Origin of the sequence: Brevibacillus sp. HB1.2 (assembly GCF_013332495.1) — a bacterium.
Lineage (GTDB): Bacteria > Bacillota > Bacilli > Brevibacillales > Brevibacillaceae > Brevibacillus > Brevibacillus porteri.
On sequence record NZ_JABMIU010000002.1, the window covers coordinates 19,289 to 42,930 of the forward strand.

The 23,642-nt window shown below is 47.1% G+C and carries 21 protein-coding genes; 5 read left to right on the forward strand and 16 right to left on the reverse strand.

The features are described 5' to 3' along the window. Window positions 1–97 precede the first annotated feature (97 nt). From HPY28_RS04870 to HPY28_RS04905, 8 genes are all read right to left on the reverse strand, one after another. The gene (locus tag HPY28_RS04870) at window positions 98–1,294 is read right to left on the reverse strand and encodes an alpha-amylase family protein (protein WP_174230185.1); all 1,197 of its coding nucleotides are present in this window, start codon (window positions 1,292–1,294) and stop codon (window positions 98–100) included. 122 nt (window positions 1,295–1,416) lie between these two features. Continuing rightward, window positions 1,417–3,492: a DNA mismatch repair endonuclease MutL gene (gene mutL, locus HPY28_RS04875; RefSeq protein WP_174230186.1), complete on the reverse strand. Its 2,076-nt coding sequence runs from the start codon at window positions 3,490–3,492 to the stop codon at window positions 1,417–1,419. A 24-nt stretch (window positions 3,493–3,516) separates the two neighbouring features. Beyond that, entirely contained in the window at window positions 3,517–6,105 is a 2,589-nt protein-coding gene (gene mutS, locus HPY28_RS04880; protein ID WP_174224274.1) for a DNA mismatch repair protein MutS, read from the reverse strand. Between the two features lie 88 nt (window positions 6,106–6,193). Continuing rightward, entirely contained in the window at window positions 6,194–7,483 is a 1,290-nt protein-coding gene (locus HPY28_RS04885) for a putative amidoligase domain-containing protein (protein ID WP_017249243.1), read from the reverse strand. A gap of 110 nt (window positions 7,484–7,593) precedes the next feature. Then, window positions 7,594–8,154, reverse strand: coding sequence for an outer spore coat protein CotE (gene cotE, locus HPY28_RS04890; RefSeq protein ID WP_017249244.1), 561 nt, complete (start codon window positions 8,152–8,154; stop codon window positions 7,594–7,596). Window positions 8,155–8,290: 136 nt separating this feature from the next. Next, window positions 8,291–8,734, reverse strand: a complete 444-nt coding sequence (locus tag HPY28_RS04895; RefSeq protein WP_017249245.1) for a YlbF/YmcA family competence regulator — start codon at window positions 8,732–8,734, stop codon at window positions 8,291–8,293. 6 nt (window positions 8,735–8,740) lie between these two features. Beyond that, complete coding sequence (gene miaB / locus HPY28_RS04900) at window positions 8,741–10,252, reverse strand: tRNA (N6-isopentenyl adenosine(37)-C2)-methylthiotransferase MiaB (protein ID WP_017249246.1); 1,512 nt, start codon at window positions 10,250–10,252, stop codon at window positions 8,741–8,743. 91 nt (window positions 10,253–10,343) lie between these two features. Then, window positions 10,344–10,502, reverse strand: coding sequence for a hypothetical protein (locus tag HPY28_RS04905; protein ID WP_017249247.1), 159 nt, complete (start codon window positions 10,500–10,502; stop codon window positions 10,344–10,346). 88 nt (window positions 10,503–10,590) lie between these two features. Between HPY28_RS04905 and HPY28_RS04910 the strand changes: the two genes are divergently transcribed. The 4 genes from HPY28_RS04910 (at window position 10,591) to cbpB (ending at window position 14,781) form a co-directional block, all read left to right on the forward strand. Continuing rightward, window positions 10,591–11,838 (forward strand): S-layer homology domain-containing protein, encoded by a 1,248-nt coding sequence (locus HPY28_RS04910; protein ID WP_174230187.1) that lies wholly within the window; start codon window positions 10,591–10,593, stop codon window positions 11,836–11,838. A gap of 166 nt (window positions 11,839–12,004) precedes the next feature. Then, window positions 12,005–12,847 carry a lipoate--protein ligase family protein gene (locus HPY28_RS04915; protein WP_017249249.1) on the forward strand — a complete coding sequence of 281 codons (843 nt, stop codon included), beginning with the start codon at window positions 12,005–12,007 and terminating at the stop codon, window positions 12,845–12,847. A gap of 58 nt (window positions 12,848–12,905) precedes the next feature. Next, a complete protein-coding gene (locus HPY28_RS04920) occupies window positions 12,906–14,045 on the forward strand; it encodes an acyltransferase (RefSeq protein WP_173621985.1) in 1,140 nt (379 codons plus the stop codon). Window positions 14,046–14,310: 265 nt separating this feature from the next. Further along, window positions 14,311–14,781: a cyclic-di-AMP-binding protein CbpB gene (cbpB, locus tag HPY28_RS04925; protein ID WP_069849175.1), complete on the forward strand. Its 471-nt coding sequence runs from the start codon at window positions 14,311–14,313 to the stop codon at window positions 14,779–14,781. Between the two features lie 68 nt (window positions 14,782–14,849). Here the strand turns inward: cbpB and HPY28_RS04930 are convergent, their stop codons facing one another. The 3 genes from HPY28_RS04930 to HPY28_RS04940 form a co-directional block, all read right to left on the reverse strand. Next, complete coding sequence (locus HPY28_RS04930) at window positions 14,850–15,950, reverse strand: YheC/YheD family endospore coat-associated protein (RefSeq protein ID WP_173621987.1); 1,101 nt, start codon at window positions 15,948–15,950, stop codon at window positions 14,850–14,852. Between the two features lie 166 nt (window positions 15,951–16,116). Then, on the reverse strand, window positions 16,117–16,677 hold the full coding sequence (gene mnmM, locus HPY28_RS04935) for a tRNA 5-(aminomethyl)-2-thiouridylate-methyltransferase MnmM (protein WP_017249253.1): 561 nt from the start codon (window positions 16,675–16,677) through the stop codon (window positions 16,117–16,119). Between the two features lie 33 nt (window positions 16,678–16,710). After that, window positions 16,711–17,460, reverse strand: a complete 750-nt coding sequence (locus tag HPY28_RS04940) for an MBL fold metallo-hydrolase (protein ID WP_017249254.1) — start codon at window positions 17,458–17,460, stop codon at window positions 16,711–16,713. Window positions 17,461–17,513: 53 nt separating this feature from the next. Between HPY28_RS04940 and HPY28_RS04945 the strand changes: the two genes are divergently transcribed. Continuing rightward, window positions 17,514–18,548, forward strand: coding sequence for a YkvI family membrane protein (locus tag HPY28_RS04945; protein ID WP_017249255.1), 1,035 nt, complete (start codon window positions 17,514–17,516; stop codon window positions 18,546–18,548). 46 nt (window positions 18,549–18,594) lie between these two features. Here the strand turns inward: HPY28_RS04945 and HPY28_RS04950 are convergent, their stop codons facing one another. The 5 genes from HPY28_RS04950 to HPY28_RS04970 all read right to left on the reverse strand — a co-directional run bounded on the left by HPY28_RS04950 (window position 18,595) and on the right by HPY28_RS04970 (window position 23,626). Further along, entirely contained in the window at window positions 18,595–19,461 is an 867-nt protein-coding gene (locus HPY28_RS04950) for a 2-oxoacid:ferredoxin oxidoreductase subunit beta (protein WP_007719146.1), read from the reverse strand. Further along, entirely contained in the window at window positions 19,433–21,211 is a 1,779-nt protein-coding gene (locus HPY28_RS04955; protein ID WP_017249256.1) for a 2-oxoacid:acceptor oxidoreductase subunit alpha, read from the reverse strand. Before HPY28_RS04955 ends, HPY28_RS04950 begins: the two co-directional genes overlap by 29 nt. Before the next feature lie 194 nt (window positions 21,212–21,405). After that, the gene (locus tag HPY28_RS04960) at window positions 21,406–22,344 is read right to left on the reverse strand and encodes a dipeptidase (protein ID WP_174230188.1); all 939 of its coding nucleotides are present in this window, start codon (window positions 22,342–22,344) and stop codon (window positions 21,406–21,408) included. 108 nt (window positions 22,345–22,452) lie between these two features. Continuing rightward, window positions 22,453–22,713, reverse strand: coding sequence for a stage V sporulation protein SpoVS (spoVS, locus tag HPY28_RS04965; protein ID WP_003385776.1), 261 nt, complete (start codon window positions 22,711–22,713; stop codon window positions 22,453–22,455). Window positions 22,714–22,831: 118 nt separating this feature from the next. Beyond that, window positions 22,832–23,626, reverse strand: a complete 795-nt coding sequence (locus HPY28_RS04970; RefSeq protein ID WP_007719153.1) for a TIGR00282 family metallophosphoesterase — start codon at window positions 23,624–23,626, stop codon at window positions 22,832–22,834. Window positions 23,627–23,642 lie beyond the last annotated feature (16 nt).

The window sequence follows — 23,642 nt, forward strand, 5'->3', positions numbered from 1 at the left end:
GCACGTCGGACTGTAGTATGATTTTCCAGTCCATCAATTTCACTCATGTAAAAAAGACCCGTGAAGTTCCGTGGGTCTTTTTTGGTTGCGAGCATTTCTACTCCTCTATGGTAAGGTTTGCCTGTCTGATCCAGTTCAGCCTGCGGTTATTTAACAAACCGAGATTGTAATACGTAATCGATTGAGCGCCTGCGTCCACTGCAGTTTTCACCCTCGCTGCCAGATCAAACGCTGACTGGATTTGGCTATGATGCAGGGAAAAAGCAGCCCCCAACGCAGCTTCTGGGGCGACAAGCTTCATCGCATGAAACGTATACGCCACCTCATTAACACTGTCTCCATAGGCGAGAGGGACGACACGATCGAGAGTAGCCGCAGCTTTTCGTAATGAAACCCCTTCCCAATAGGACTGATTCACATAAAACGGTGTCGAGGACGGAAAGCCATCCAATGCAGTCCCCTTACTCAGCGCGATTTCCTTCAGGCTCCTCCATAGCCCATCTACCACTTCCAGACGAGTTTGCTGATAGTGATACAATTCCGGGTATTCCAGCAGCAAGAAGGCGACTTCTCTCGTTTCTGCGGATACTTGCGAGATGGAATCGGCTTCCACCATCTGATTGACCAGCCTTGATACAAGCTGTTGGACGGCTCCTACATCGATTCGTTTCGCTTCGGCACGTTCCGTACATGCCCCGCAAAAACAGAACGAGAGTAACCATTGTAATGATTCTCCTAACGATAGGAGGCATACTTCATGATGCTCGCCATGCTTCATCGGCAAAAAGGCGGTCGCTTCGATCAAAATCCGCTCTGGCTTGACTTGCTCTAACGTATCTGCAAATAGTGCCTTGGCGTAATGCTGAACCTCAGGCTGCGAAGGACATAACGCGTACGTGTATGTATCCCCCCAAATGTTTTGCACACAAAGATCTGGATGAGCCAAACCTAGCGTAGAATTGTGAAGGCCAACCCACCATGTATGAAACCCCATTCCTGCCTGCTCACAAGCTTCTTTCATTTTGGCAAGAACGCCTGCTTGTGCGATTTGCTCGTGTACGGTCGGGCGCAAACGATTATACTTCGACCATTCAGGCGTAAACGACACCCCTGAAAACGGCAGCCTGCGAAACGTTTTGCTTTGCGGGTGAAAAAATCTCCCCTGATGATAGCTGCTATTGACCACCGCTGTATTACATTTGGCACCTTGCAATGTTTGTATCACAGCTTCGATACCACTCTCGGCTATGTCCCACGGATAAATAAACATCCCGATTTGGCGTGATGAACTCATTTCGTTTCACCTCGTTTTTGCAAGTAATCATATGTCAGTGTTTGTCTAAAATCAATCTTGATTTTTAAATTTTCTGAATAACCCCACCCCAAAGAAAACACCCCCAGGGAAGGGGGTGTCTGTTACATCACACGCTTAAACATTTTTTCTAAGTCATAACCAGTAAAATGAATCACAATCGGCCTGCCGTGTGGGCACGTATACGGACTGCTTGTCTTGCGCAGCTGGTTCAGCAAGCTTTCCATTTCAGCATGTGTCAGGAAGCGGTTCGCTTTAATCGAAGCTTTGCAGGACATCATGATGGCAGCTTTTTCGCGCATCAGCACGACATTGGCTTGGGCGTTTTCGCCCGTTTCCAGTACAAACTGAATGAGCTCCTCAATGACCTCCAGCTCAGCTCCTTCAGGGAACCAATGTGGATGAGCACGAACGATAAAGGTCCGTCCCCCAAACGCCTCGATCTCCAATCCAAACGATTGCAAAAGCGACAGTCGCTTCTCCAGCTTGCTTGCCTCTGCAGCCGTATACTCCACCGTATGTGGAAATAGCATGATCTGGCTGGAAATGCCCTCTTCTGCAAGCTTGTCCATGAAATACTCGTAAAAAATCCGCTCCTGCGCGGCATGTTGATCGATTAAATACATGCCTTCGTCATTTTGCGCGACGATGTAGGTGCCGTGTACTTGACCAACTGGGTACATAACGGGAACAGGCGAATCCGTCTCATGTTCATTGGTCGCTTCCAAGAGTGGCTGTGATTGATCGGTACCTGCTATGGCTGAATTGTCCTCGCTGCTGATTTCATTAGTTGAATGAGGAGCAAGGGATGGAGCCTGGGCAATGTCCAATTGTTCCGGAATCTTAGTCTCATAAGGCTGGAAAGATTCTCTCGTGTCCGTTTGATCCAACATAGTTGCCTGCACGATTTCATGCGGGATAGCCTCTACTTTTGCAAACTCCAGCTTTTCATAGTTGGCTGCCGACTCCTTCACCGTGCCACTCTCAAAGGATGGTGCAATATGAGGCACTACATCCACTTGCTTACTGGTTGTTTCCTGCTTGCCCATCCATTCCTGGAGTCGGGGACTCGCTGCTAACAGTGGCGATTGTGGTGTTTCAGGCTTGCTGATTTGCAGGTCAAACTGCGGTTGTACGACCTGGGTGACGACCTTCACTTTTGGTTGCGTAGCCATGGGTCTGACAATTCCTAAGCCTTGTCGCAATGTCTCTTTTACCGATTGTTCTATAGCACTGCACAATTCATCTTCTTTACTGAATCTCGCCTCAAGTTTGGCAGGATGTACGTTCACATCGACCAGTGACGGATCCATCTCGATCTGCAAAGCGACAATCGGATAACGGCCGATGGGTAACAATGTATGATAACCGCGCATAATCGCATTGTTGATCGAATAGCTGCGCACGTACCGACCGTTTACCAGTGTCGAAAGGTAAGAGCGATTCGCCCTTGTCACTTCCGTCTTCGAAAGAAAACCAGACCACTTATAGTCGAGGGTCTCCCCTGCAATTGGTAGCAACAGCTTCGCTACTTGCACACCGTAGATAGCCGCCATGACGTGCAGCAGCTTTCCGTCGCCAGACGTTTGCAAGAGTGTCTTACCGTTATGAGTCAGCAGGAAGGAGATCGACGGATGCGTGAGTGCAAGCCGATTCACATAATCGGAAATATGTCCGACTTCCGTAGCGATCGACTTCATGTATTTCAAGCGCGCAGGTGTGTTAAAAAACAAGCTACGTACACATACTTCCGTCCCTTTTACAGCGGCTTTATCGGAAATCGTTCCGAGCTGCCCACCTTCAATCAAGAGATGAGTACCTACCTCACTACTGGACGTACTGCTCGTCAGCTCCATGCGCGAGACTGCAGCAATACTCGGCAGGGCCTCGCCACGAAAGCCCAGCGTACGAATGCGGAACAAATCACGAGCGTTGCTGATTTTACTGGTGGCATGGCGCTCAAAAGCCAGCTGGCAATCTTCCCGATCCATCCCTTTCCCATTGTCAACGATCCGAATCATCTCCAGACCGCCTTCCTCTACGTGAATCTCGATTGTCGTTGCACTGGCATCAATTGCATTTTCGACCAGCTCTTTGACAACCGAAGCCGGTCTTTCCACTACTTCCCCTGCAGCAATCATATTGGCGAGATGCTCATCTAAAACTTGAATGGTTCCCATGAGTGCCTCCCCTCCGGACGAACCCTATCGCTTTTTCAATTGCTGTTTCCATGCATATAGCTTCATCATGGCGTCCATTGGCGTCGTTGAATTCAAATCCAGCTCGCGCAGTTCAGCCATAATCGCTTCTTCCTCCGCTGACGTAAACTGCATCGGTTCTTCACGCACCGCAGCAACTGGTGCCGTCCATAGCGTTTCGAGCGACATCTGCACGTCACTCGCTGCATTTCCATTCCCTGCATTTCCATTCGCTTCAAGCCCAGTTAAGATACTGCGCGCCCGTTCAATGACCCAGGTCGGCATTTCAGCCAATTCAGCCACATGGATTCCATAACTTTTATCTGCTCGACCTTCTTCAATTTTGTGAAGGAACAAGAGCTTTCCTTCCCGTTCTTCGCATCGAGCGTTGACATTCACGACACCACTCAACGTCTCTGCTAAACCGGTCAACTCATGGTAGTGCGTCGAGAAGAGTGTTTTGGCACCGATTTTTTGGCAAATGTACTCAATGACTGCTTGTGCAAGCGCCATTCCATCGTACGTCGAAGTCCCGCGGCCAATTTCATCAAGCAGGATCAAGCTCCTCGCTGTCGCTTTTTGCAGGGCGTGTCTGGTCTCCAGCATTTCCACCATAAACGTACTGTGACCACCTACCAAATCGTCGGCTGCCCCGATTCGAGTAAAGATCTGATCAACGATCGCCAGCTTGGCCTGTTTAGCCGGAACGAAGCAACCGATCTGCGCCATCACCGTAATCAAGGCGATCTGTCGCATGTACGTACTCTTACCTGCCATATTTGGACCCGTAATGAGCAAAACTTGGCGATTCGTCTGATCCATCTCCACGTCATTTGCCACGTATTTTTCGCGCTCCAGAACGGCTTCCACTACTGGATGACGCCCTTCTGTAATGACGTAATCGCCGCTTTCCACAAGCTCAGGACGTATAAAACCGCGCTCGTCACTTACCGTAGCAAATGCCTGAAGAACATCCACAGATGCAATGCGCTCAGCGAGATTCTGCAGTCTTGGTATATGCTTCGCGACCTCACTTCTTACCGTTACGAACAGTTGATATTCCAACTCAATCATCTTTTCTTCCGCTTCAAGAATGAGCGCTTCACGTTCCTTCAACTCTGGTGTGATGTACCGCTCTGCATTAGCCAAAGTTTGCTTGCGCTCATACCGCCCCGCTGGAACGTTGGCGATATTAGACTTCGATATTTCGATGTAATAGCCGAACACCTTATTGAAGCCTACTTTGAGTGAACGAATCCCTGTCGCTTCTCGTTCTCCCTGCTCCAGTTGGGCAATCCACGTCTTCCCTTCACGACTTGCCGTATGGAGCTTGTCCAGGTACTCATCGTATCCCGTCCGAATCATTCCGCCTTCACGAACCGATATCGGGGGATCATCTACGAGCGCATGAGCCAAATAGTTGACGATATCCGTACACTCATCCATCCCTTGCGCAAGCTCCATCAATACCGGCGTATTCGTTTGGATCATATACTGCTTCAGCTCTGGAACAGCTTCCAAAGACATCCGTAGCTGTATGAGATCTCGTGCGTTCGCATTCCCGTAGGAAATACGACCAGCCAGACGCTCCAAATCATAGACACGATCCAAGCAAGTCCGCAAATCGGAGCGAAGCAGCATGTCACCCTTCAAGGCTTCCACAGCGCTCAAACGTGCCTCCAACTGATCGCGACTGAGCAATGGGCGCTCAATCCATCTGCGCAAAAGACGACCACCCATTGCGGTTTGAGTTCGATCCAACAGCCACAACAGAGAGCCTTTTTTCGTCTTATCGCGAATGGTCTCTGTCAATTCCAAATTGCGTCTGGAAAAGCCGTCCATTTGCAGATACTGCTTTGCATCGTACTGTTTTAACAGGCGCATATGGGCAAGACTGCGTTTTTGCGTCGTCCCTATGTAGAACAAGAGAGTATTGACCGCCGCTCGCATGGACATATCCAGCCCTTTTGCCTGCTCCGCATATTGACTATCCACCGCAAATGCGTCCAATTGGTTTGCATCCACGACTGTAGATGGCAATGCTGTCTTCGGCAAAATAGCGAGGCCAAAAAAAACGAGCTCCTTGGGGCGATATTGCAAGGCTTCATCCAGAAAAGCCTCTGCTTGTCCCACCAAAGAGGTAACGTACATCTCGCCTGTACTCATATCACACGCAGCAACACCCGTTCGCCCTTCTACTTGGGCCAACGCTGCCATATAATTGTTTTCCTTATCCGTCAGCCATTTGCCTTCCATCATCGTTCCAGGAGTAATGACGCGTGTAACTTCCCGGCGAACGACCCCTTTGGCTTCTTTTGGATCTTCGACTTGCTCACAAACGGCTACTTTATGTCCTTTTTTCAGTAGCTCTGCAATATAGCCATCTGCCGCATGATGTGGAACTCCACACATTGGTATGCGCTCAGAACCACCACCCTCACGTCCCGTCAGTGTAATTTCCAGCTCACGGGACGCAAGAATGGCGTCATCAAAAAACAGTTCATAAAAATCGCCTAAGCGAAAAAATAAGAAAGTATCCGGATAATCTTTTTTGATAGCCAGATACTGTTGAATCATCGGGGTATATTGAGCCATGATTTTCTTCTCCTAGCCTACGAATTCTCGTCGCTATTATATCATGATTGTACGGTAATGTTGACCCTGCATCCAATGGTAGATCTGTTTATGCTAGCTTCCATGTCTTGCGAAGGTCTTCATCCGTTCTCCACGATTGGCTTTCGATTAAAAAAGAAAAGTATCGATCTAAATGAATTCGTGACAGTGTATAGCCTGGTAGCTCCTTTAATTCTTGCCAGACTTGGGCAACGTACGGCAGGAGCTTTTCTTTTTCGCCCTGGTAGTACGCTTTGATGAGCGGGAGCTTTAGATGAGGCGTCGCTTGTAGCTTCTCGTGATTGGTTGCAACCAAATGGGCCAAATGAAGAATACCTCGAGTGACAAGGGGATCAACGAGCCAACTGGGGAGTGTACGATATTCGAATCCATATTCCTTCTCCCTTACATCCCCCAAAAATCCATATCGCTCTCTGCGGCTCATACAGCCTGCATCCTCAATCAGAACAAGGGGAAGAGCCAAGTACGCATCCAATTTTCGCCGAAGAGAAAAAGTAGGGGTAAGCCCGCCAAAATGAATATGCCCGCCGATTGGATAACCTTGAAACGGCATTCCGCCAGCGAGCCATTCGATAGACGAATTCCCTATTTTCTTGTATGCGAGTGCCAGATTATCGTAGATATGCATAAATAATTGATCAGGGTCCTCTGAGGGCGCAGGTCTCAATTCTGCAACCGGGTGCTGATGGAGACCTAATTCTTCCCGATAGCGTGTCGTATCACATCCAACCGTGCCATTAATACTCAGGAAGTCAGAAGCAAGTGCCATCTCTCCTGTGGGCTTGCGTAAAGCAAACTCAGGATCAGCCCCCATGCTTTGCAGCTTTTGCAGCTGTTTGCGCATCCGACCTTCCCACCAATCTCGAGCCCGCTGCATATATTCGTCAGCATCCTTGGCTGGCCAATTTGGTTCCACCTCGACGACCTTAAGCCGATGGGGAGAAGCCGCCATGATCGTCACTTGACCCGCATCGGCTCCAGCGGCATACAAACTGCGCGCAGCCAGCCCTTGCACCACCTGTACCTCCGTTTCGGTGGAAGGCAGGGAAACGGATTGCCACTCAGGTTCCTGCATCCGGTGCAGCAGCCATTGTGATTGCTCCTCGCTCCTGGCGATATCCAGTACATGGTCTTGGTAAAGGCAGATCCTATATGTCCGCCAGCCCGGTCGCGCTGCTTTTCCTGTCGTTACAGGTATTCTCCCTTGCCGGAGCAACCAGCGCCCGATTTCTGGACGATGCAAATACGCTACGACTTCTTTAGCATTAGCCGTCATCGGTTGTGTTACTGGCGTTTCCTGCTTGTTAGCTCGCTGACTCGCCTTTGTGCGTAGAATCATGCCTTCCACACTCCCCCGCTATTCTCTCGTTATCTTATGACTGCGCCCAGAAAAAAGTGTGGATGGTAAGCATCCGAAAAAAAGAAAAAAGAGGAGATAATTTCTCCTCTTTAGTCGAGCTCGTCGAGTAGCGTAGCGGAATCAAAGTCATCAAACTCGTCACTGTTATCTTCAAAGTCGTCAACCAGATGGAACTCTTTGTCATCACAACTATTGCAGACAACAACGCACACCTTTGTTTCTCCAATGACCTCTACTGCATATTCACTTTCAACTCTGACTGTGATTGTGCCACCACCACTTAACTCCGCTTTTATGCACTTCGGTTGCTCCACGGCGCGTGCAACGATTTCCAGATCGCCTCTGCAGTTCTTGTCGAAGAACGTAAGCGGTACGAGTACGGAGAACTTAACAGTTTCCCGCTTGACTTCGGTTTGCGTGTTATTAGCAAACGAAAACCACAGGTTGACGTCATACATACCAGATACTTCAACGGCATCTCCGACTTTCTCTGCTTGGAAGTTCGTGTTTATAATCCAGCATCCGAGGATCGTCGAAGGAGTTTGCGACGGTATGATGGTGTGGGTTGTAGTAGAAAATTTATGGCCTTTGCCGCAGACTGCTTTCGCGATAAGTTCCCGGCACTGTAGATCTTTGTCTATACCCGACATTTCGTTACCTCCTCCATACAACGTTTCTGTACATTTGTATGCAGGGCATTCGACTAGCGTGCAAACAACCACCTTATATTTGGGAAAGTTGTTGGGTACTCATCAATACAGCGCCGGGAAGGCTTTCTATCAAGAATTAGGAGCAGCAGCCGCCAGATTTTTTCTTTTCAGGCCCGCCACCCGTCTCTCCAGTCAATGGGTTTCCGCCTGTATCCAAAATAATACGCTCCGAGACGGTGTTCGTGATCACGTTTGTGACCATTTGCAAAAGATCGTTCACATCGACCTGCGATTGCTTGAATTCCGTAACAATTGGAATGGAATCCAGCTCCTCATGCAATTGGTTGTACTCGCCTTCCACTTTTTTCACCAGTTCCGGCTTGTTGATGGATTCAAACATCACCATTTGCTTTTGCTTCTGCTTCAAGGTATCAATCAAATCTTGCACACGTTCATTGTGCTTGATTTGCAATTCGGCACGTTTGAAGAAATCGACTTCATTCGTACGCGTGATCATAGCTGCAAGTTCGCGAGCTTTATCAAGAATTTCTTTCTGGGTATACACGTTTGTTTGTTCCATAATGACCTACACCTCAACTTTGGATACGAGTTCTCCGTGGAGTGTCCACGTTTTCGCATCTGTAATTTTTATGTGCACATACTGTCCGATCAAGGATTTGTCGCCCGTGAAATGGACCAACTTGTTCGTACGCGTACGACCCGCGAGCACTTCCGCATTCGTCCTCGATTCGCCTTCCACCAGTACCTCGACAACCTGATCCTGCAGTTTTTTGTTCTGCTCCAGTGCGATGCGAGCCAACACTTCATTGAGTCGATATAAGCGCGCTTTTTTCACTTCCATTGGAACGTTGTCTTCCATGACAGCAGCCGGTGTACCTTCACGTGGGGAGTAAATGAAGGTATACGCAAATTCATACTTGACCTCTTCCACCATCGAAATAGTATCTTCAAACTGCTCATCGGTTTCGCCTGGGAAGCCAACAATAATATCGGTAGAAAGCGAGACATTCGGGATCGCGTCCTTGATTTTGCGAACGAGCTCCAGATAATGCTCACGAGAATATTTGCGCGCCATCCGCTTGAGTACTTCTGTCGAACCGGATTGGACAGGCAAATGGATTTGCTCCACCAGGTTGCCTCCCTTTGCCAGCACCTCGATCAAGTGGTCGTCAAAATCACGCGGATGACTTGTTGTGAAGCGCACACGCGGGATATCAATCTTGCGGACCTCGTCCATCAGGTCTCCAAAACCATACTCGATGTCCTCAAAATCTTTCCCATACGCATTGACGTTTTGTCCAAGAAGCATGATTTCCTTAAAGCCTTGGCGAGCGAGATCACGCACTTCCGCGATAACATCTTCCGGGCGTCGACTGCGCTCTTTTCCGCGGGTATACGGCACGATACAGTACGTACAGAACTTGTCACAGCCGTACATAATGTTAACCCAGCCCTTAGTGTTTCCTTCGCGGAGCTTCGGCATATTTTCGACGATATCGCCTTCTTTGGACCAAACCTCAATCACCATTTCTTTGCTGAACATCGCATCGCGCAACAGTTCTGGCAGACGGTGAATATTGTGCGTTCCAAAAATCAAGTCGACCTGCTGGTAGCTTTTCAGGATTTTCTTCACAACTTTCTCTTCTTGGGACATGCAACCGCAAACACCGAGGATCAGATTCGGATTGTTATTCTTGAGCCTCTTCATGTGGCCAAGCTCTCCAAATACTTTATCCTCTGCATTTTCGCGGATCGCACAGGTGTTAAATAGGATAACATCCGCATCTTCGACAGAATCAGAGGAGGTATAGCCCATTGCCTGCAAAATACCAGAAATCGTCTCCGAATCATGCTCGTTCATTTGGCAGCCATACGTACGAACGTGATAACGCTTTCCTTTTCCAATGTGCTGCATGTCTTCTGGGATATTAAAATCGTAATGGACTAAAATCTCTTCCTTACCACGCTTTTTCGCATCTTTCAGAGAGGGGGCCTGGAAGTATTTCGCATAGTCTTCCGTTTTCTTTGGAGACTTAACGGATTTTAAGTCCACAGTCGCCTCTTTCGTTTCCTTCATCATGTATCACCTCAACTAAAATCATCTACATAAGTAACCAATAAAGAATTATATCATTTTGGGTGATACAAAAGCTAATGCTTAATAACCATTATGAGGCAAAAAATGTACGAAACGGCGAGAGACCGTGCCGATCATCTCTGGGTATTCCCGGTTTGTTAACCCCTGCCCGCTCCAAAAGCGTTCCATCCAAATCAAACAAGCATGCCCTTACCATTTGGAACTCCGTCTTTTTTCCTATTTTCACCATAATATTTTTTCTCCTGCAACAATACAAGCCCACTCGCCGTCTGAATAGCAGTCAACAAAAACTACATTGCCATTTTGAGGAGGTTAACATGAAAAGAGCACTAGCCGTATTTTTGTCGGTGTTGATGTTCTTAACGATTATCCCAGTCGTCGGTGCCGCTTCCACTCCTTCGTTCTCAGACGTTCCACGTAGCCATTGGGCATACAAGGAAATTACGGAGATGGCGGCAAAAGGGATCATCAAAGGATACGACAATGGGACGTTTAGACCGAACAATGAAGTGACCCGCGCCGAATTTGCCAAAATTATGATCGCAGCAGCAGATGTAGATATAAACAAACGCTACGTCGACCAAACCTTTAAGGATGTTCCGCGTCATCACTGGGCATTTCTGTATGTGGAATACGCCAAGCCTTACTTGACTGGTTACAAATCCGGCTCCACCTACACGTATAAGCCAGATCAAGCTGCAGTACGTGAAGACATTGCTGTCGCATTGGTACGTCTGTTGGGCTATGATCAAAAGTACAAAGCCGACCTGAATCAATTGAAAAAGTTCCGTGATTACGATGATATTTCGTCAGCTCTGCGTCCGTATATTGCGATTGCGATCCAAACTGATCTGATGAAAGGATACAATGGCAATTTCCGTCCACAAGATCCGATTACTCGTGCGGAAGCTGCTTCTCTGCTCTATCGTGCTATTTTGGATCGTGACGATGATGATGAGATCAAAATTGTATTCCCTACCCCTGGTCAACCGCAGCCTCAGCCAGAACCAGAGCGAATCAATATCAGCGATTCCTTCTCTGATTCCAAATTGAAAAACTGGAATACAGACAAAGCGACAGGAAAATGGGAGGTCGCTAGCAAACAAGTGACAGCGGAATCCGATGACGATGATCTGGATCACTACTTCCTGCCACTGAATTGGAATGAGTCTGACAAAGTTAAGAAATACGAATTGAGCGTCGATGTCAATGTCGTAGGCAGTGAAGGTTTAGGAGGCCTTTACTTCAACGGTAAAGACGGAAAAGCCAATGTTGTATTCGTCCAAAAAGATCGCGTTGTTTTAGGGAAAGTGAATGATGTCGAAGAAGACGATATTGACATCATTACTTCTAGCTCCTACAAGCTGAAATCCAGCAATCGCTTAAAAGTAGAAGTTAACGAGAACACCGTTTCCATCTACCTGAACGATCAATACTTGTTCGGTCAACAGTATGTGAAACAAGAAGGCACAAAGCTCGGTCTGTACCTGCAAGAAGAGGCAACTGAAAACGCGCCTCGCAAAACGACCTATCTGGACAATTTCTCCTTCAAGGAGACTAAATAAAGAACCATATTTTGACCCGACAAGCTATCTTGGCCTGTCGGGTATTTTTTCACTCTCCTTGACATGCATGTTCTACCAAATGGAAAAAAGATAGCGAAAACGTAGAAATAAACGCATTTCAGATGTTATAATGGTAGCTATTCTTGTCCTGTGAAGGAGCCTTCCTATGTCGTTTTCTGTTAATCAACCGTTTCGCTGGATGGACTCCGGTACCTACCAGGATAGTCCACTTGAGCCTTTAATCCGTGATGAAGCGTTGGCAGCCAGTATGCAATTTGAATCTGCAACCCCTGTGATTCATCTGTGGGTGTACGATCAGGCGCTGTATCTCGGCCGTAGAGACGCCAAGCTTCCTCATCTACAGCAAGCCTTGCGTAAGTTCGGTCAAGATGGCTTTGGTTGTGTTCTTCGCTCGTCTGGTGGAGCTTGTGTTCCGCTTGATGCTGGCGTTCTCAATATGGCTTGTTTATTACCTGACACTTCGATTTCCATCGACTCCTTCTTCTCATTTGTTGCCCAACTTCTTGATGTGGGCCTGCGCGATTATGGGAAGCTGGAATTTGGAGAAGTGACGGGTTCCTACTGTGCAGGCGAATACGATTTTTCCATTCACGGTAAAAAAATCGGAGGTATGGCACAAAGACGCACGCGACACGGCTCTATTTTGCAGTTATGCATTAACGTCGACGATCGGCCACGAGGGGAATGGATGGAGCACTTTTACCGTCTTGCCGGCTTGGATGAAATGCAAAGTCATAAGCCAATTCCTTCCATTGATGCTTCTACCGTTGGCAGCATTGCGAGTTTGACTGGAAAATTGGCCACTATGGATGATGTAAAAGCACGTCTATTGGAGACAATCCGTTCTGAGTGGGCTGTATCACCTACCCCCTTTTATGTGCAAAATGAGTTAGTGACAGAGTCGAGGCATCATTTGTCGCAACGATTACACTTATTTTCTTATACCGCAAAAGAACTGGCCGCACCTGACTGGCACTTACCCGAATAACGGGCATTATATTTGCTTTTGATACTCCAGGTGCTGCCGGAAAAATTCTGGAGGAATTATGAATAGCAATCGAAAGGGGACGTTTCAGGATCTGAATGCCCTTTTTGTTTTTGGGGCTCTTACTGTCTTGATGATTCACATCCTCAGTTTTTTTCTCTCAAATGAGAAGACGTATCCGTGGAATAGTGATTTACAAGCCGTTCTAATCATCTTGTTAAAATTCGGTCGTTCTTTGTTTATATTTGCAACTGGCATGTTGTTGTTTTACTGGTATCAGCACCGACAATTGGATTGGCGTGCTTTCTGGAAGAAACGCTGGCGCGCGGTTATTTTGCCTTATGTAATTTGGACGGCCATCTTCACCTATTTTAAACACCAAACTTTTGACCCGGCCGTGCTGGTTGGACCGTTTTTCGAAAGTCTGTTTAATGGCAGTTCGTTCTACCACCTGTATTACATTCCGCTTTACTTGCAGCTTTGCTTGTTGTTTTGCCTGATCAAACCGTGGATGGAACGGCACTTGAACTTCCGCTGGATCATCGCGCTATTTGTTGGACAGGCTGGTCTGTACGTTCTCTACCGCTATTTGTTCATTCAGCCGTTATGGGCCATCGATTGGGCTTCAAACCCATTCCTGTCCCTCATCCAGCACAGTTATGTTTACGGGCAACATTATGTTTTCATGTACGTATTTACTTTTGCACTCGGCGCTTATGCCGGAATGAATGTGGATAAATGGCGGACGTGGGTGAAACGCCTTCAAATACCTTCTATCGTTGTGATGGCAAGTGCAGCTGTTTGGATGGCGTACGGCTATCTTTCCGGCTCCAAAAGCTATTACGAGAGCATGAATATTTTCGAACCGCTTTACTTGGTGTACACACTCTGTGTGATCATCAGCTTTTACCCTGCATCCAGTTATCTCGGCAAACTGCCTAAACTCGGTCCATGGCTTGCCCGGTTGGCCAAACAAAATATGGCTATCTATTTGGTTCATCCGTTAATCTTGTTCTTACTACAGAGCTACGTTATTCATCGACTAGGCTGGTCGACGCCGTCATTGGTTCTCGGCATGTTCGTAATTACACCGCCACTGTGCATTTTCCTTTTCGAATTGACGACGATGTCCTTTTGGTTCAATCGAAGAAAACGTATGGAAGCAAAACCGATTTTCAAAAATCAAACGTATAAAGCGTAAAGGATACACTGGTTTCCTCTAAACTCCTAATGTAAAAAACAATATGATCTCCCATACTAGTACGAGGGACGATTGTTCCACACCTCGATTACTTGCCTGGCGTAACTGCCGGGCTTTTTTTCGTCAATGCCCCGCCAAAGGCTTGGTGACGCCAAGTTTTCTAAATGTAGCCCTACCGTTTGTACCTCGCTTACGGTATCATAGAAGAGGACCACAAGCAGTGCTTACTGCTATAGACGACAGAAAGAAAAGGTGGTGGATCTGAATGAATCAAGAGATCCCTTTGTTACATATTCCGATCAAAGATCTCATAATCGCGTCCACAAAGGTCGCACATGTGCAGTTAGGTAATTCGCTTGAGCACACCCTGCTAGTCCTAATCAAGTCCGGCTATTCAGCCGTTCCTGTACTGGATCATCAGTATCGTTTGCATGGGTTAATCAGCACGAATATGATCATGAATAAGACTCTAGGTTTGGAACGCTTCGAGACCGAGCGTATGTCCGAACATATTGTAGATGATGTGATGGATACGAAGGTCCCTCGATTGCGTGACACCGATGAATTTTTGAAAGCATTGGAAGTTTCCATTAATCACCCTTTCGTCTGCATTGAAGACGACGAGCACTATTTCCAAGGAATCTTGACTCGAAAATCGATATTGGCTTTGGTATATCGTCACTTTCGCAATCTGCCCTTTCCTTTGGCTGACCAACAACAGCCAGCAGAATCGTAGGTCACGGCATACAAAAAGACGGGGCAATAAATGCCACCGTCTTTTTCACATTCTTCTGCGTTACTTCTTTAGAGTAAATAGCTTGGCGATAGAAGCTGATGCTTCCGGTTCTTTTTTTCAGCGAGTAATGTCTGCGCATATTCCAGTGGATGACGGTACGTTTGTTTAAACATCGCCTTCTCTCCTGCCTTGAAAAAAGAATAGCGCTGATCACGCACATTGACTTCAATTAAATACGGATTGCCTCGCTCGTCAATTCCCATATCCATCCCCAAATCTGCTAATGATGAAAAATGCCGACCATACTGCTTCGCAATTTCCACCGCCGCTATACCAACTCTTTCGATGACCGCTTGTTGTTGTTTCACTTCAGGAAAGATGGGTACCAAAGCTTCCGAAAACGGCACTGCTGTTCCACCTCGAGAGAGATTGCTCAGCTTGTTTTTCTGATTGGCGACCTTGGCAACCATCCCGCTCACAGTCCACTGTTTCTCTTTATTTTTCTGCACCGAAACACGAATATCAAACGTTTTTCCTGCATAGCGCGCCAAAGGAATTCCTCGCTGGATCAAAAATCTTTTGTTACCGACCCAACGTCGCACCGTGGAGAGTATCTGCGAATGAGATAAAATCTGCCGCTTTTTCGAGGCAATGAAGTGATAATTGCCTCCATGCCGTTCAATACGTGCTACCCCAATTCCGACTGATCCAATCGAAGGCTTGACGTACACCACCTGGTACTTATCCAAGAACTGACGCAACTGCTCCATGGAATAAGGAACGGTATGTGGCAGATAGCTGCGGATGTGTTCGTTTTTCCAGAGCATCTGGTGTACTCTTCTCTTATCCCGTACAACCAAGCCATTGAACACCGTCTTCTTTTGGCTCAATCTTCGAATTACATTTCGTGCTTTTGTATCCCCTGTCAACACACGATTGTGGATGACGCGCGGGACTGAAACCAGTTGGGAGACGAGTCGATTTCCGTTCCAAAAATATCCCTTGACCCTTTCATCTCCTGGCTTCACATGCCGCGGATGAAAAAAAACAGGCTCCAATCCAAGCTCTCTTCCGATTTCGACATAATAAGGCAGACGCTCATATGACTTGAGGCCTTGAATACCTTTCTCCATAAGGGCCCAATCCAACATTATCCCGATTCTGTCCACGTAGATCCCCCTTGCCACATTGCTCTCACATAGGGTATGTGCCAGAAAGGGCAAGAGCGTGCCTATTTTTGTACACCTCTTTCGCGAACTGACAAAATAATTGCTTTCTCATAGGAATGATGTCGGATGCTGCGCTTGCCCGGGAAAGGATCACATTTCGTTCTTTTTATTGTCCCCGGCGTTCGATAGCCAGTAAAAATGGGGCTTGGTTTTGCTGATTGATATATTGATATTTTAAAACCAAATAATCCAATTGGCTTAGCTCGTGGCAAAATGCTTCTACTGCCTCTTTTTCCGTCTCTCCCGCCGAATGCCCCCAATAAATCATGACTGTCATGATTCCGCCTGGTCTGAGCACCCTCAACCCTGATTGAATCGCCTGAATGGTACTACTCGCTTGTGTTGTGATTTCTTTGTCTCCACCTGGTAAATAGCCTAGATTAAACATGATCGCCGCGGCACTAATCTCCAGCTTGTCAATTTCCTCATGACTGGCGAGCATCATTTCTACCCTGTTCGCCAGACCTTCTCTTTCGAGTCTCTCTCGCGTTTTCTCGATTGCCTGCGGCTGGATATCGAAGGCGATTACTTTCCCCTCTTCTTGCACCAATTGCGCAAGAAATAAGGTGTCATTTCCATTCCCCATCGTGGCGTCTACAACAGTTTCTCCTACTTGTACCCGTTCACGGATTAATTTACGTGCAACTTCTAATACATTTGGAAACACAGTCAACTCTCCTCTCTATGTACACAAACCTTGTTATAAATCGATTTGCAGGCCGATGCGCGCCGCATAAACTGGACCTGCAACAAAGGCATTGGCCTCCGCGATTACTTTAGACTCATCATAGCCGTAAAACAAATGCGTAACTAATAAAGAACGACAGAATAAGGATTGTGCCAGTTCTGCCGCTTGGCGAACAGACAGATGCCCATTTTGCTTGGCTGGTAAATTGTAATCCAGATAGGTCCCCTCGCAAATAAACAAATCCGCTTGATTCGCAAAGCCCTCCCAGGCTGTACCTGGTCCACTGTCAGCTCCGTATACGAGGACATGACCATTTGCTTCTAAACGCATGGCGTAGCATGGATCTCCATCACCATGGTCTGTCCGTAAAAAAGTAATCGATACGTCCCCAATGGTAACAGACGTTTCTTCGGTGATTGGTGTAAATGTGGTCGCATCTCGATACACCAATGTCTGAGCATTGGCCAATGGCAGCGCAGGAGCGTAGATCGGAAGCGGCTTGTCAGCAGGTCTTTGGCCAAATAGCTGATGAACCATTAAACCGTACTGCATCACTCCTACATCCGCAACATGATCATGATGATAGTGAGATAAGAGCATGGCATCCAGCTCATAAATGGGCAAATGCTTGCCTAACTGAGCAAGAACACCGCTCCCGCAGTCGAGAAGAATTTTGACACGGTCTGTTTCAATTAGGTAACCCGGAGTAGCACCCCCTGGGCCAGGATAAGGTGATTGATAGCCTAACACGGTAACGCGCATATTCGGTTCACTCCCTCTCATAGGATGGAATAAGGTGGGACAGGAGGTCTGAGATGCAAGGAACATGGAGAGCCGCATGGCAGATCGCTTTTACGTATATTGGGACAGTCGTAGGAGCTGGTTTTGCCTCAGGCAAAGAAATTGTAGAGTTCTTTGTTCAATATGGAACACAAGGCTTAGTTGGCATCATTCTGGCGACGACGCTGTTTATTTGGGCAGGCATCCGCGTCATGCTGATTGCCTATCGGATTCAGGCCGATTCCTATCAAGAAGTCAGCACCTATTTGTTTGGGCATCCGTTTGGCACTGTATTTAATGCCTTGCTCTTAACCGTATTGCTAGGCACTACCTCCGTCATGCTCGCTGCTACCGGCGCGATTTTTTGGGAGTCATTTCGATTATCTCCCCAAATCGGCATTTGGTTTAGCATGATTTTGATTTTTTTCGTGACGAAAAAAGGGCTGTTTGCCATCCATCACGTGAACAGCATTTTTGTTCCGATGCTCATTGGCTTTACTGTACTTGTCTTCCTTTATACGAAGCCATGGTTAGATACGAATGTCGTCGTTGAATCGTTACGGCCTTGGGCGTGGCTTAGTTCTCCCTTTTATTATGTTGCCTTAAATGTCACGCTTACACAAGCGGTTTTGATTCCGATGGGTAGACAGAGTACAAGTGAGAAGCCTCTCATCCTGGGGGGAATCATAGGAGGATTGGGAATAGGCCTTCTGCTCTTGCTCGCCTATGCTTCTCTCTCTGTAAAAATGCCGGGAATCCATCACGCGGAAATGCCTATGATTGCTGTGCTGCAAGGCTTGGGGCCAACCATTCCTTTTTTATTCTCCCTATTGGTGTATGCCGAAATTTTCTCGACTCTTGTGGCCAACGTTTTTGGTCTAGCCCAACAGATTAGACAAGTTACCCCACTTCGAGGGCCGACTATTTTACTCGGGATTTTGCTGATTTGCTATTTGATCAGTTTTATCGGGTTCAGCTCGCTTCTCCGCTTCCTGTATCCACTCTTTGGTCAATTGGTTGTCTTTTTCCTTGTCATGCTCGTGTACAGGCAGTGGCGCGAACGCATGTAACAAAAAAACCTCTCCCGTTAAGGAGAGGTTTTTCACTCTATCAAACTTAAGCAAATTCTTTAACCAATTTTTCGAAGTCTTCTTCAGACAAGCGAATGTCTTGGTTCACCAAACCTTCTTCTTTGAAGCCATTTACAAGAGCTTCGTAAGGTTTTTGCTCAGTGTTTTGGTAGATCAGACCTGTAATCAGGCCTTTGTGTTGCATAGAGGTAGACATTGCTTTGATACGGTCATGTGGATCGTATCCTTCGAGCGTGTCTACTGGTACGATGTTCTCTTTGAACCAGTCGTATGTGTTTACCTTGTTGTAGGTTACACAAGGGCTGAATACGTTGATCAAGGAGAAGCCTTCGTGTTGGATACCTTTTTCAATCAGTTCAGTCAAGCCCTTCAGATCGCTGGAGAAGGATTGAGCAACGAATGTCGCACCTACAGACAGCGCCAGTTCAACTGGAGAAATCGAGGACTCGATGGAACCTGCCGGTGTAGACTTGGTCACGAAACCAGTCGCGGAACGCGGGGAGGTTTGACCTTTTGTCAGACCGTAGATTTGGTTATCCATTACGATGTACGTAACGTTCATATTACGACGGATAGCATGTACAGTATGGCCCATACCGATCGCGAAACCATCCCCGTCACCACCTGCTGCGATAACTGTCAGCTCGCGGTTCGCCATTTTCACACCTTGTGCGATTGGCAGGGAACGTCCGTGAATACCGTGGAAACCATAACAGTTGATGTAGCCGGAAATACGACCAGAGCAACCGATACCGGAAACAACCGCCAGATTTTCAGGTTCCAGACCTACGTTCGCTGCAGCGCGTTGAATAGCCGCTTGGATGGAGAAGTCTCCACAGCCTGGGCACCAGTTTGGCTTTACGTTATTTCGAAACTCTTTCATAGTCGCCATTTTTTACCAGCTCCTTTACTTCAGCATAGATTTCCTTCGGCAGGAATGGGTTACCGTCATATTTAAGCACGGATTCGATTTTTTCAGCGTTTCCAACGTGTTGTTTGAGCAAGCTTGTTACTTGCGCTTGAGCGTTGTGCTCAACAACAACAACTTTCTTAGCTTTATCTACGAGTGCTTTGATTTCTTCAGTTGGGAACGGATGCAGCAAACGGATTTGTGCATGGTTTACTTTCATTCCCTCTTGTTCCAGACGGCCTTTTGCTTCTTGAATAGTACCAATTGTGGAGTTGATACCCACAACCAGAACATCCGCATCAGCGTGAGGAGCATCTGCTGTTACAGCGCCTTTGAAGCTTTTCAGGACGCCTTCCATTTTGCGCATACGTTTATCCATTTGTTGAATACGGTTTGCAGCATTCTCAGATGGACGACCAGTTTGATCATGCTCAACACCAGTTACGTGGTGCAGACCGTATTTTTGACCAGGAATAACACGAGGAGAAACGCCGTCTTCTGTTACTTCATAACGTTTGAACAGGTCGTTTTGCTCTTTTTCTGGCAATTCTTGTCCAGCAAGCAGTTTTCCGCGGCGGATTTCTACTTTGCTGTAGTCAAATGGAACAACGGTTTGTTTACCCAAGGACAGCGTCAAGTCTGTCATCAGGATAACAGGCAGTTGGTATTCTTCCGCAATGTTAAACGCTTCAACTGCATCGTAGAAGCACTCTTCTACTGTGCTTGGCGCGATCACTACTTTTGGAATGTCACCATGCGTACCGTAGATCATAGCATTCACATCGGATTGCTCGATTTTGGTAGGCATACCAGTAGATGGGCCACCACGCTGTGTGTTCACGATTACAACTGGTTGTTCCGTGATACCAGCCAGACCAATTGCTTCCATCATCAGGGACAGACCAGGACCTGCAGAAGCAGTCAAGGAACGAGCACCCGCGAAGTTAGCACCGATTGCCATCGTAATTGCAGCAATCTCGTCTTCTGTTTGGATAACAGTACCGCCCAATTTAGGCAGCTTTTTAATCAAGTATTCCATTACCTCGGAAGCAGGTGTGATCGGATAAGCTGGCATGAAACGGCAGCCTGCTGCTACAGCACCCAGAGCGATCGCATCGTTACCGATGAGGAACAGTTGTTTTTGTGGATCAGCCTTTTCCATTTGGAACTCAGGCAGTTGACCACCAGTCAATTCATTTACAAAATCAAAACCGCGGCGAATGGCATCCATGTTCTTTTCAACCACTTTTTCGCCCTTGCGGAGGAACATATCTTCAACAATGGGACGGAAGCTTTCCACTGAAATGCCGAGGATGGCACTGGATGCACCAATCGACACCATGTTTTTCATCAGGGAAGTTCCCAGCTCATCAGCGATCTCAGTCAGTGGTACAGTGAAGAAGCGAACTGGCTTCAAGCCGTCCGGCAACTTTGGATTAAATTTCGCGTCCGCGATAATGATACCGCCTTCACGCAGCTCATGCGCATTGAAATCGATCGTCTCTTGGTCAAACGCTACGAGAATGTCCAGATCGTCAGAGATCGCACGCATTGGCGTTGTGCTCACGCGAATTTTATTGTTCGTGTGTCCACCCTTAATACGGGAAGAGAAGTGACGGTAGCTATACAGATGGTACCCCATCCGGTTCATTGCCATCGAGAAAATCTCACCAGTACTCTCGATGCCCTCCCCTTGCTGTCCTCCAACTTTCCAGGAAAGTTGACTAATCATTCAGATTCCACCCTTTCAGTGACTGTGAGAAAAGCTGCCCTATCACACCTTGAAAAGACTGATAAGATGTGACATTTCTGTGCATAGACAGTAACAATTGTAGTCCTGTCCATGTCAAATTGCAAGTGCTTTTACTCAACTTACTTTTGACCTGAATTTTAATGTTGAACTTGGTACATTAATATCCTCATGCTTTATTGTAGCACGTTTCCGAAAACACGCAACCAATTTCCTTGCACAAATTTCAATACTTCCGCCTCTTTATATCGTTTTAACAAAGCTTCTAGTAACTGGGAGTAATCTGCCGCGGATGCCATGTCCCCAAACGTCTCGGTAATACCATCGAAATCGGAGCCAAAACCTACGTGGTTTACGCCACCCAACGCGCAGATGTGATCCAAGTGGCGCAGCAAGTCATCGATCCAAACCGTGCGCTTGTCCGGCACGGTAAAGAAGTCTACAAACGTCAAGCCAATCACGCCATCTTTGGCGATTAACGCTTGAATTTGATCGTCCGTCAAATTGCGAGAGTGATTGCATATGCTTCTCACGTTCGAATGCGAAGCGATCACTGGTGCTTTCGAGCATTCTAGTACATCCCAGAATCCTGGATCGGCCAAATGCGAAACATCAATGATCATCCCCAGCCGATTCATTTCTTCTATGACTTCTCGTCCAAATGAAGTAAGTCCACCTGGATTCGGCTCTCCATTTCCACTCGCTAGGGCATTGCCATGATTCCAGGTCAGCGTCATTCCTCTTACACCAAGCCGGAACCACGTACGTAGCTGAACCAGACTCTCTTCTAATGCATGCGCGCCTTCTACAAACAGAATAGCCCCTTTCTGTCCCTTTAATACGCATTCAGCCAAATCTGCCTTTGTGAAAATGGGCCGGAATTTATCACTGGCCACCTCTTGATAAAAAATATCGATCATTTCTAGTACAGAATGAAAGCGACGTCCAAACGGCACTTGAGAAGGGACGAAACAGGCAAGCACTTGTATGTCTACATTCCCTTTTTCAAGGGCGGTAAAACCCGTTTGCAAGAGCTTGTCTTCTTTATAAAAGTCCAGCTCGGGGTTCTGCCATAGCTTGCATAATACATCGCTATGCGCATCAAAGATTTTCATATGGAAACGCTCCTTCTCATCGATAACTTCGGAGGTTATACTTCTGAACAAACGAAAAAACCTGTTCATTCTTCGAACAAACAGGCAGGTGAAGCATTTGCAGTTGTATCATCTGGGTTCTACGATTAATTTGATTGCAGTTCGTTCTTCTCCATCAATCACGATGTCGGTAAAGGCTGGAATACAAATGAGGTCAACTCCACTCGGCGCTACGAACCCTCGTGCGATTGCTACTGCCTTCACAGCTTGATTAAGCGCCCCAGCGCCAATGGCTTGGATCTCAGCCGCGCCTCGTTCACGAAGAACTCCGGCAAGGGCACCAGCAACGGAATTGGGGTTAGACTTTGCTGAAACTTTTAATACTTCCATCCTTTTTGAACCTCCCGTCTGATAGGAATCCTGTCATCATTAGAATGATATTCGCATAACCCCTAAAAATTCCTGCTAACTTGCTTGAAAGATTCAAAAAATTCTAATCTTATTCTCATTATTCCATAAACGGATGGTCAGAGTCAATTCTGATTCGTTCCATTTTTTTCGCATGCCCAGTCGTTTTATCTAGAGTAATCAGCACTGCATTCAACTGCGCAGGATCTGGCGCTACCTCAAAGCGAACAGGGAGCTGCGTCAAAAATTTCTTAATAACAGCTTCGCGTTCCATCCCCAAAATGCCGTTACTTGGGCCACACATTCCTACATCACACAAAAATCCGGTTCCTTGAGGCAAAATACGTTCATCAGCGGTTTGCACATGGGTATGTGTCCCCACGACCGCCGTTACCTTCCCATCGAGATACCATGACATTGCTTGCTTTTCCGATGTGGCTTCCGCATGAAAGTCTACAAAAATGAGCTTCGTACGCTTCCGAGCTTGCTCTACTAGCTTGTCAGCCATTTGGAACGGACAATCGAGCGGCGGCAAGAACGTACGCCCCATCAAATTAATGACGGCTAGTTCCCCTTCATGTTGTTTGATATATGTAATCCCTTTTCCAGGAGCCCCTTCTGGGAAGTTCGCGGGTCTAATCATCCGCGGCTCATCATCAATAAAATCGAAAATTTCTCTTTGGTCCCACGTATGATTCCCGAGCGTAATCGCTTGAACGCCCCACGCGAAAAGCTCCTTGGTAATTTTCTCTGTAATCCCACGACCATGCGCAGCGTTCTCTCCATTCGCTACGATAAAGGTAGGGTTGTATTTTCGTTTCAGTAACGGCAGATATGTTTTCACGATCTCTCTGCCAGGCGAGCCCATAATATCTCCAATGAATAACAACTTCATTACCAAATCACCTCAT

Bases quoted from the DNA above. Each gene is read 5' to 3' on its own strand.
- HPY28_RS04940 (WP_017249254.1), bottom strand. From the start codon at position 17,460: ATGCGCGTTACCGTGTTAGGCTATCAATCACCTTATCCTGGCCCAGGG.
- mutS (WP_174224274.1), bottom strand. From the start codon at position 6,105: ATGGCTCAATATACCCCGATGATTCAACAGTATCTGGCTATCAAAAAA.
- HPY28_RS04945 (WP_017249255.1), top strand. From the start codon at position 17,514: ATGCAAGGAACATGGAGAGCCGCATGGCAGATCGCTTTTACGTATATT.
- cotE (WP_017249244.1), bottom strand. From the start codon at position 8,154: ATGTCGGGTATAGACAAAGATCTACAGTGCCGGGAACTTATCGCGAAA.
- cbpB (WP_069849175.1), top strand. From the start codon at position 14,311: ATGAATCAAGAGATCCCTTTGTTACATATTCCGATCAAAGATCTCATA.
- HPY28_RS04950 (WP_007719146.1), bottom strand. From the start codon at position 19,461: ATGGCGACTATGAAAGAGTTTCGAAATAACGTAAAGCCAAACTGGTGC.
- HPY28_RS04870 (WP_174230185.1), bottom strand. From the start codon at position 1,294: ATGAGTTCATCACGCCAAATCGGGATGTTTATTTATCCGTGGGACATA.
- mutL (WP_174230186.1), bottom strand. From the start codon at position 3,492: ATGGGAACCATTCAAGTTTTAGATGAGCATCTCGCCAATATGATTGCT.
- HPY28_RS04915 (WP_017249249.1), top strand. From the start codon at position 12,005: ATGTCGTTTTCTGTTAATCAACCGTTTCGCTGGATGGACTCCGGTACC.
- HPY28_RS04885 (WP_017249243.1), bottom strand. From the start codon at position 7,483: ATGATTCTACGCACAAAGGCGAGTCAGCGAGCTAACAAGCAGGAAACG.
- HPY28_RS04970 (WP_007719153.1), bottom strand. From the start codon at position 23,626: ATGAAGTTGTTATTCATTGGAGATATTATGGGCTCGCCTGGCAGAGAG.
- HPY28_RS04920 (WP_173621985.1), top strand. From the start codon at position 12,906: ATGAATAGCAATCGAAAGGGGACGTTTCAGGATCTGAATGCCCTTTTT.
- HPY28_RS04960 (WP_174230188.1), bottom strand. From the start codon at position 22,344: ATGAAAATCTTTGATGCGCATAGCGATGTATTATGCAAGCTATGGCAG.
- HPY28_RS04895 (WP_017249245.1), bottom strand. From the start codon at position 8,734: ATGGAACAAACAAACGTGTATACCCAGAAAGAAATTCTTGATAAAGCT.
- HPY28_RS04910 (WP_174230187.1), top strand. From the start codon at position 10,591: ATGAAAAGAGCACTAGCCGTATTTTTGTCGGTGTTGATGTTCTTAACG.
- spoVS (WP_003385776.1), bottom strand. From the start codon at position 22,713: ATGGAAGTATTAAAAGTTTCAGCAAAGTCTAACCCCAATTCCGTTGCT.
- HPY28_RS04955 (WP_017249256.1), bottom strand. From the start codon at position 21,211: ATGATTAGTCAACTTTCCTGGAAAGTTGGAGGACAGCAAGGGGAGGGC.
- miaB (WP_017249246.1), bottom strand. From the start codon at position 10,252: ATGAAGGAAACGAAAGAGGCGACTGTGGACTTAAAATCCGTTAAGTCT.
- HPY28_RS04905 (WP_017249247.1), bottom strand. From the start codon at position 10,502: ATGGTGAAAATAGGAAAAAAGACGGAGTTCCAAATGGTAAGGGCATGC.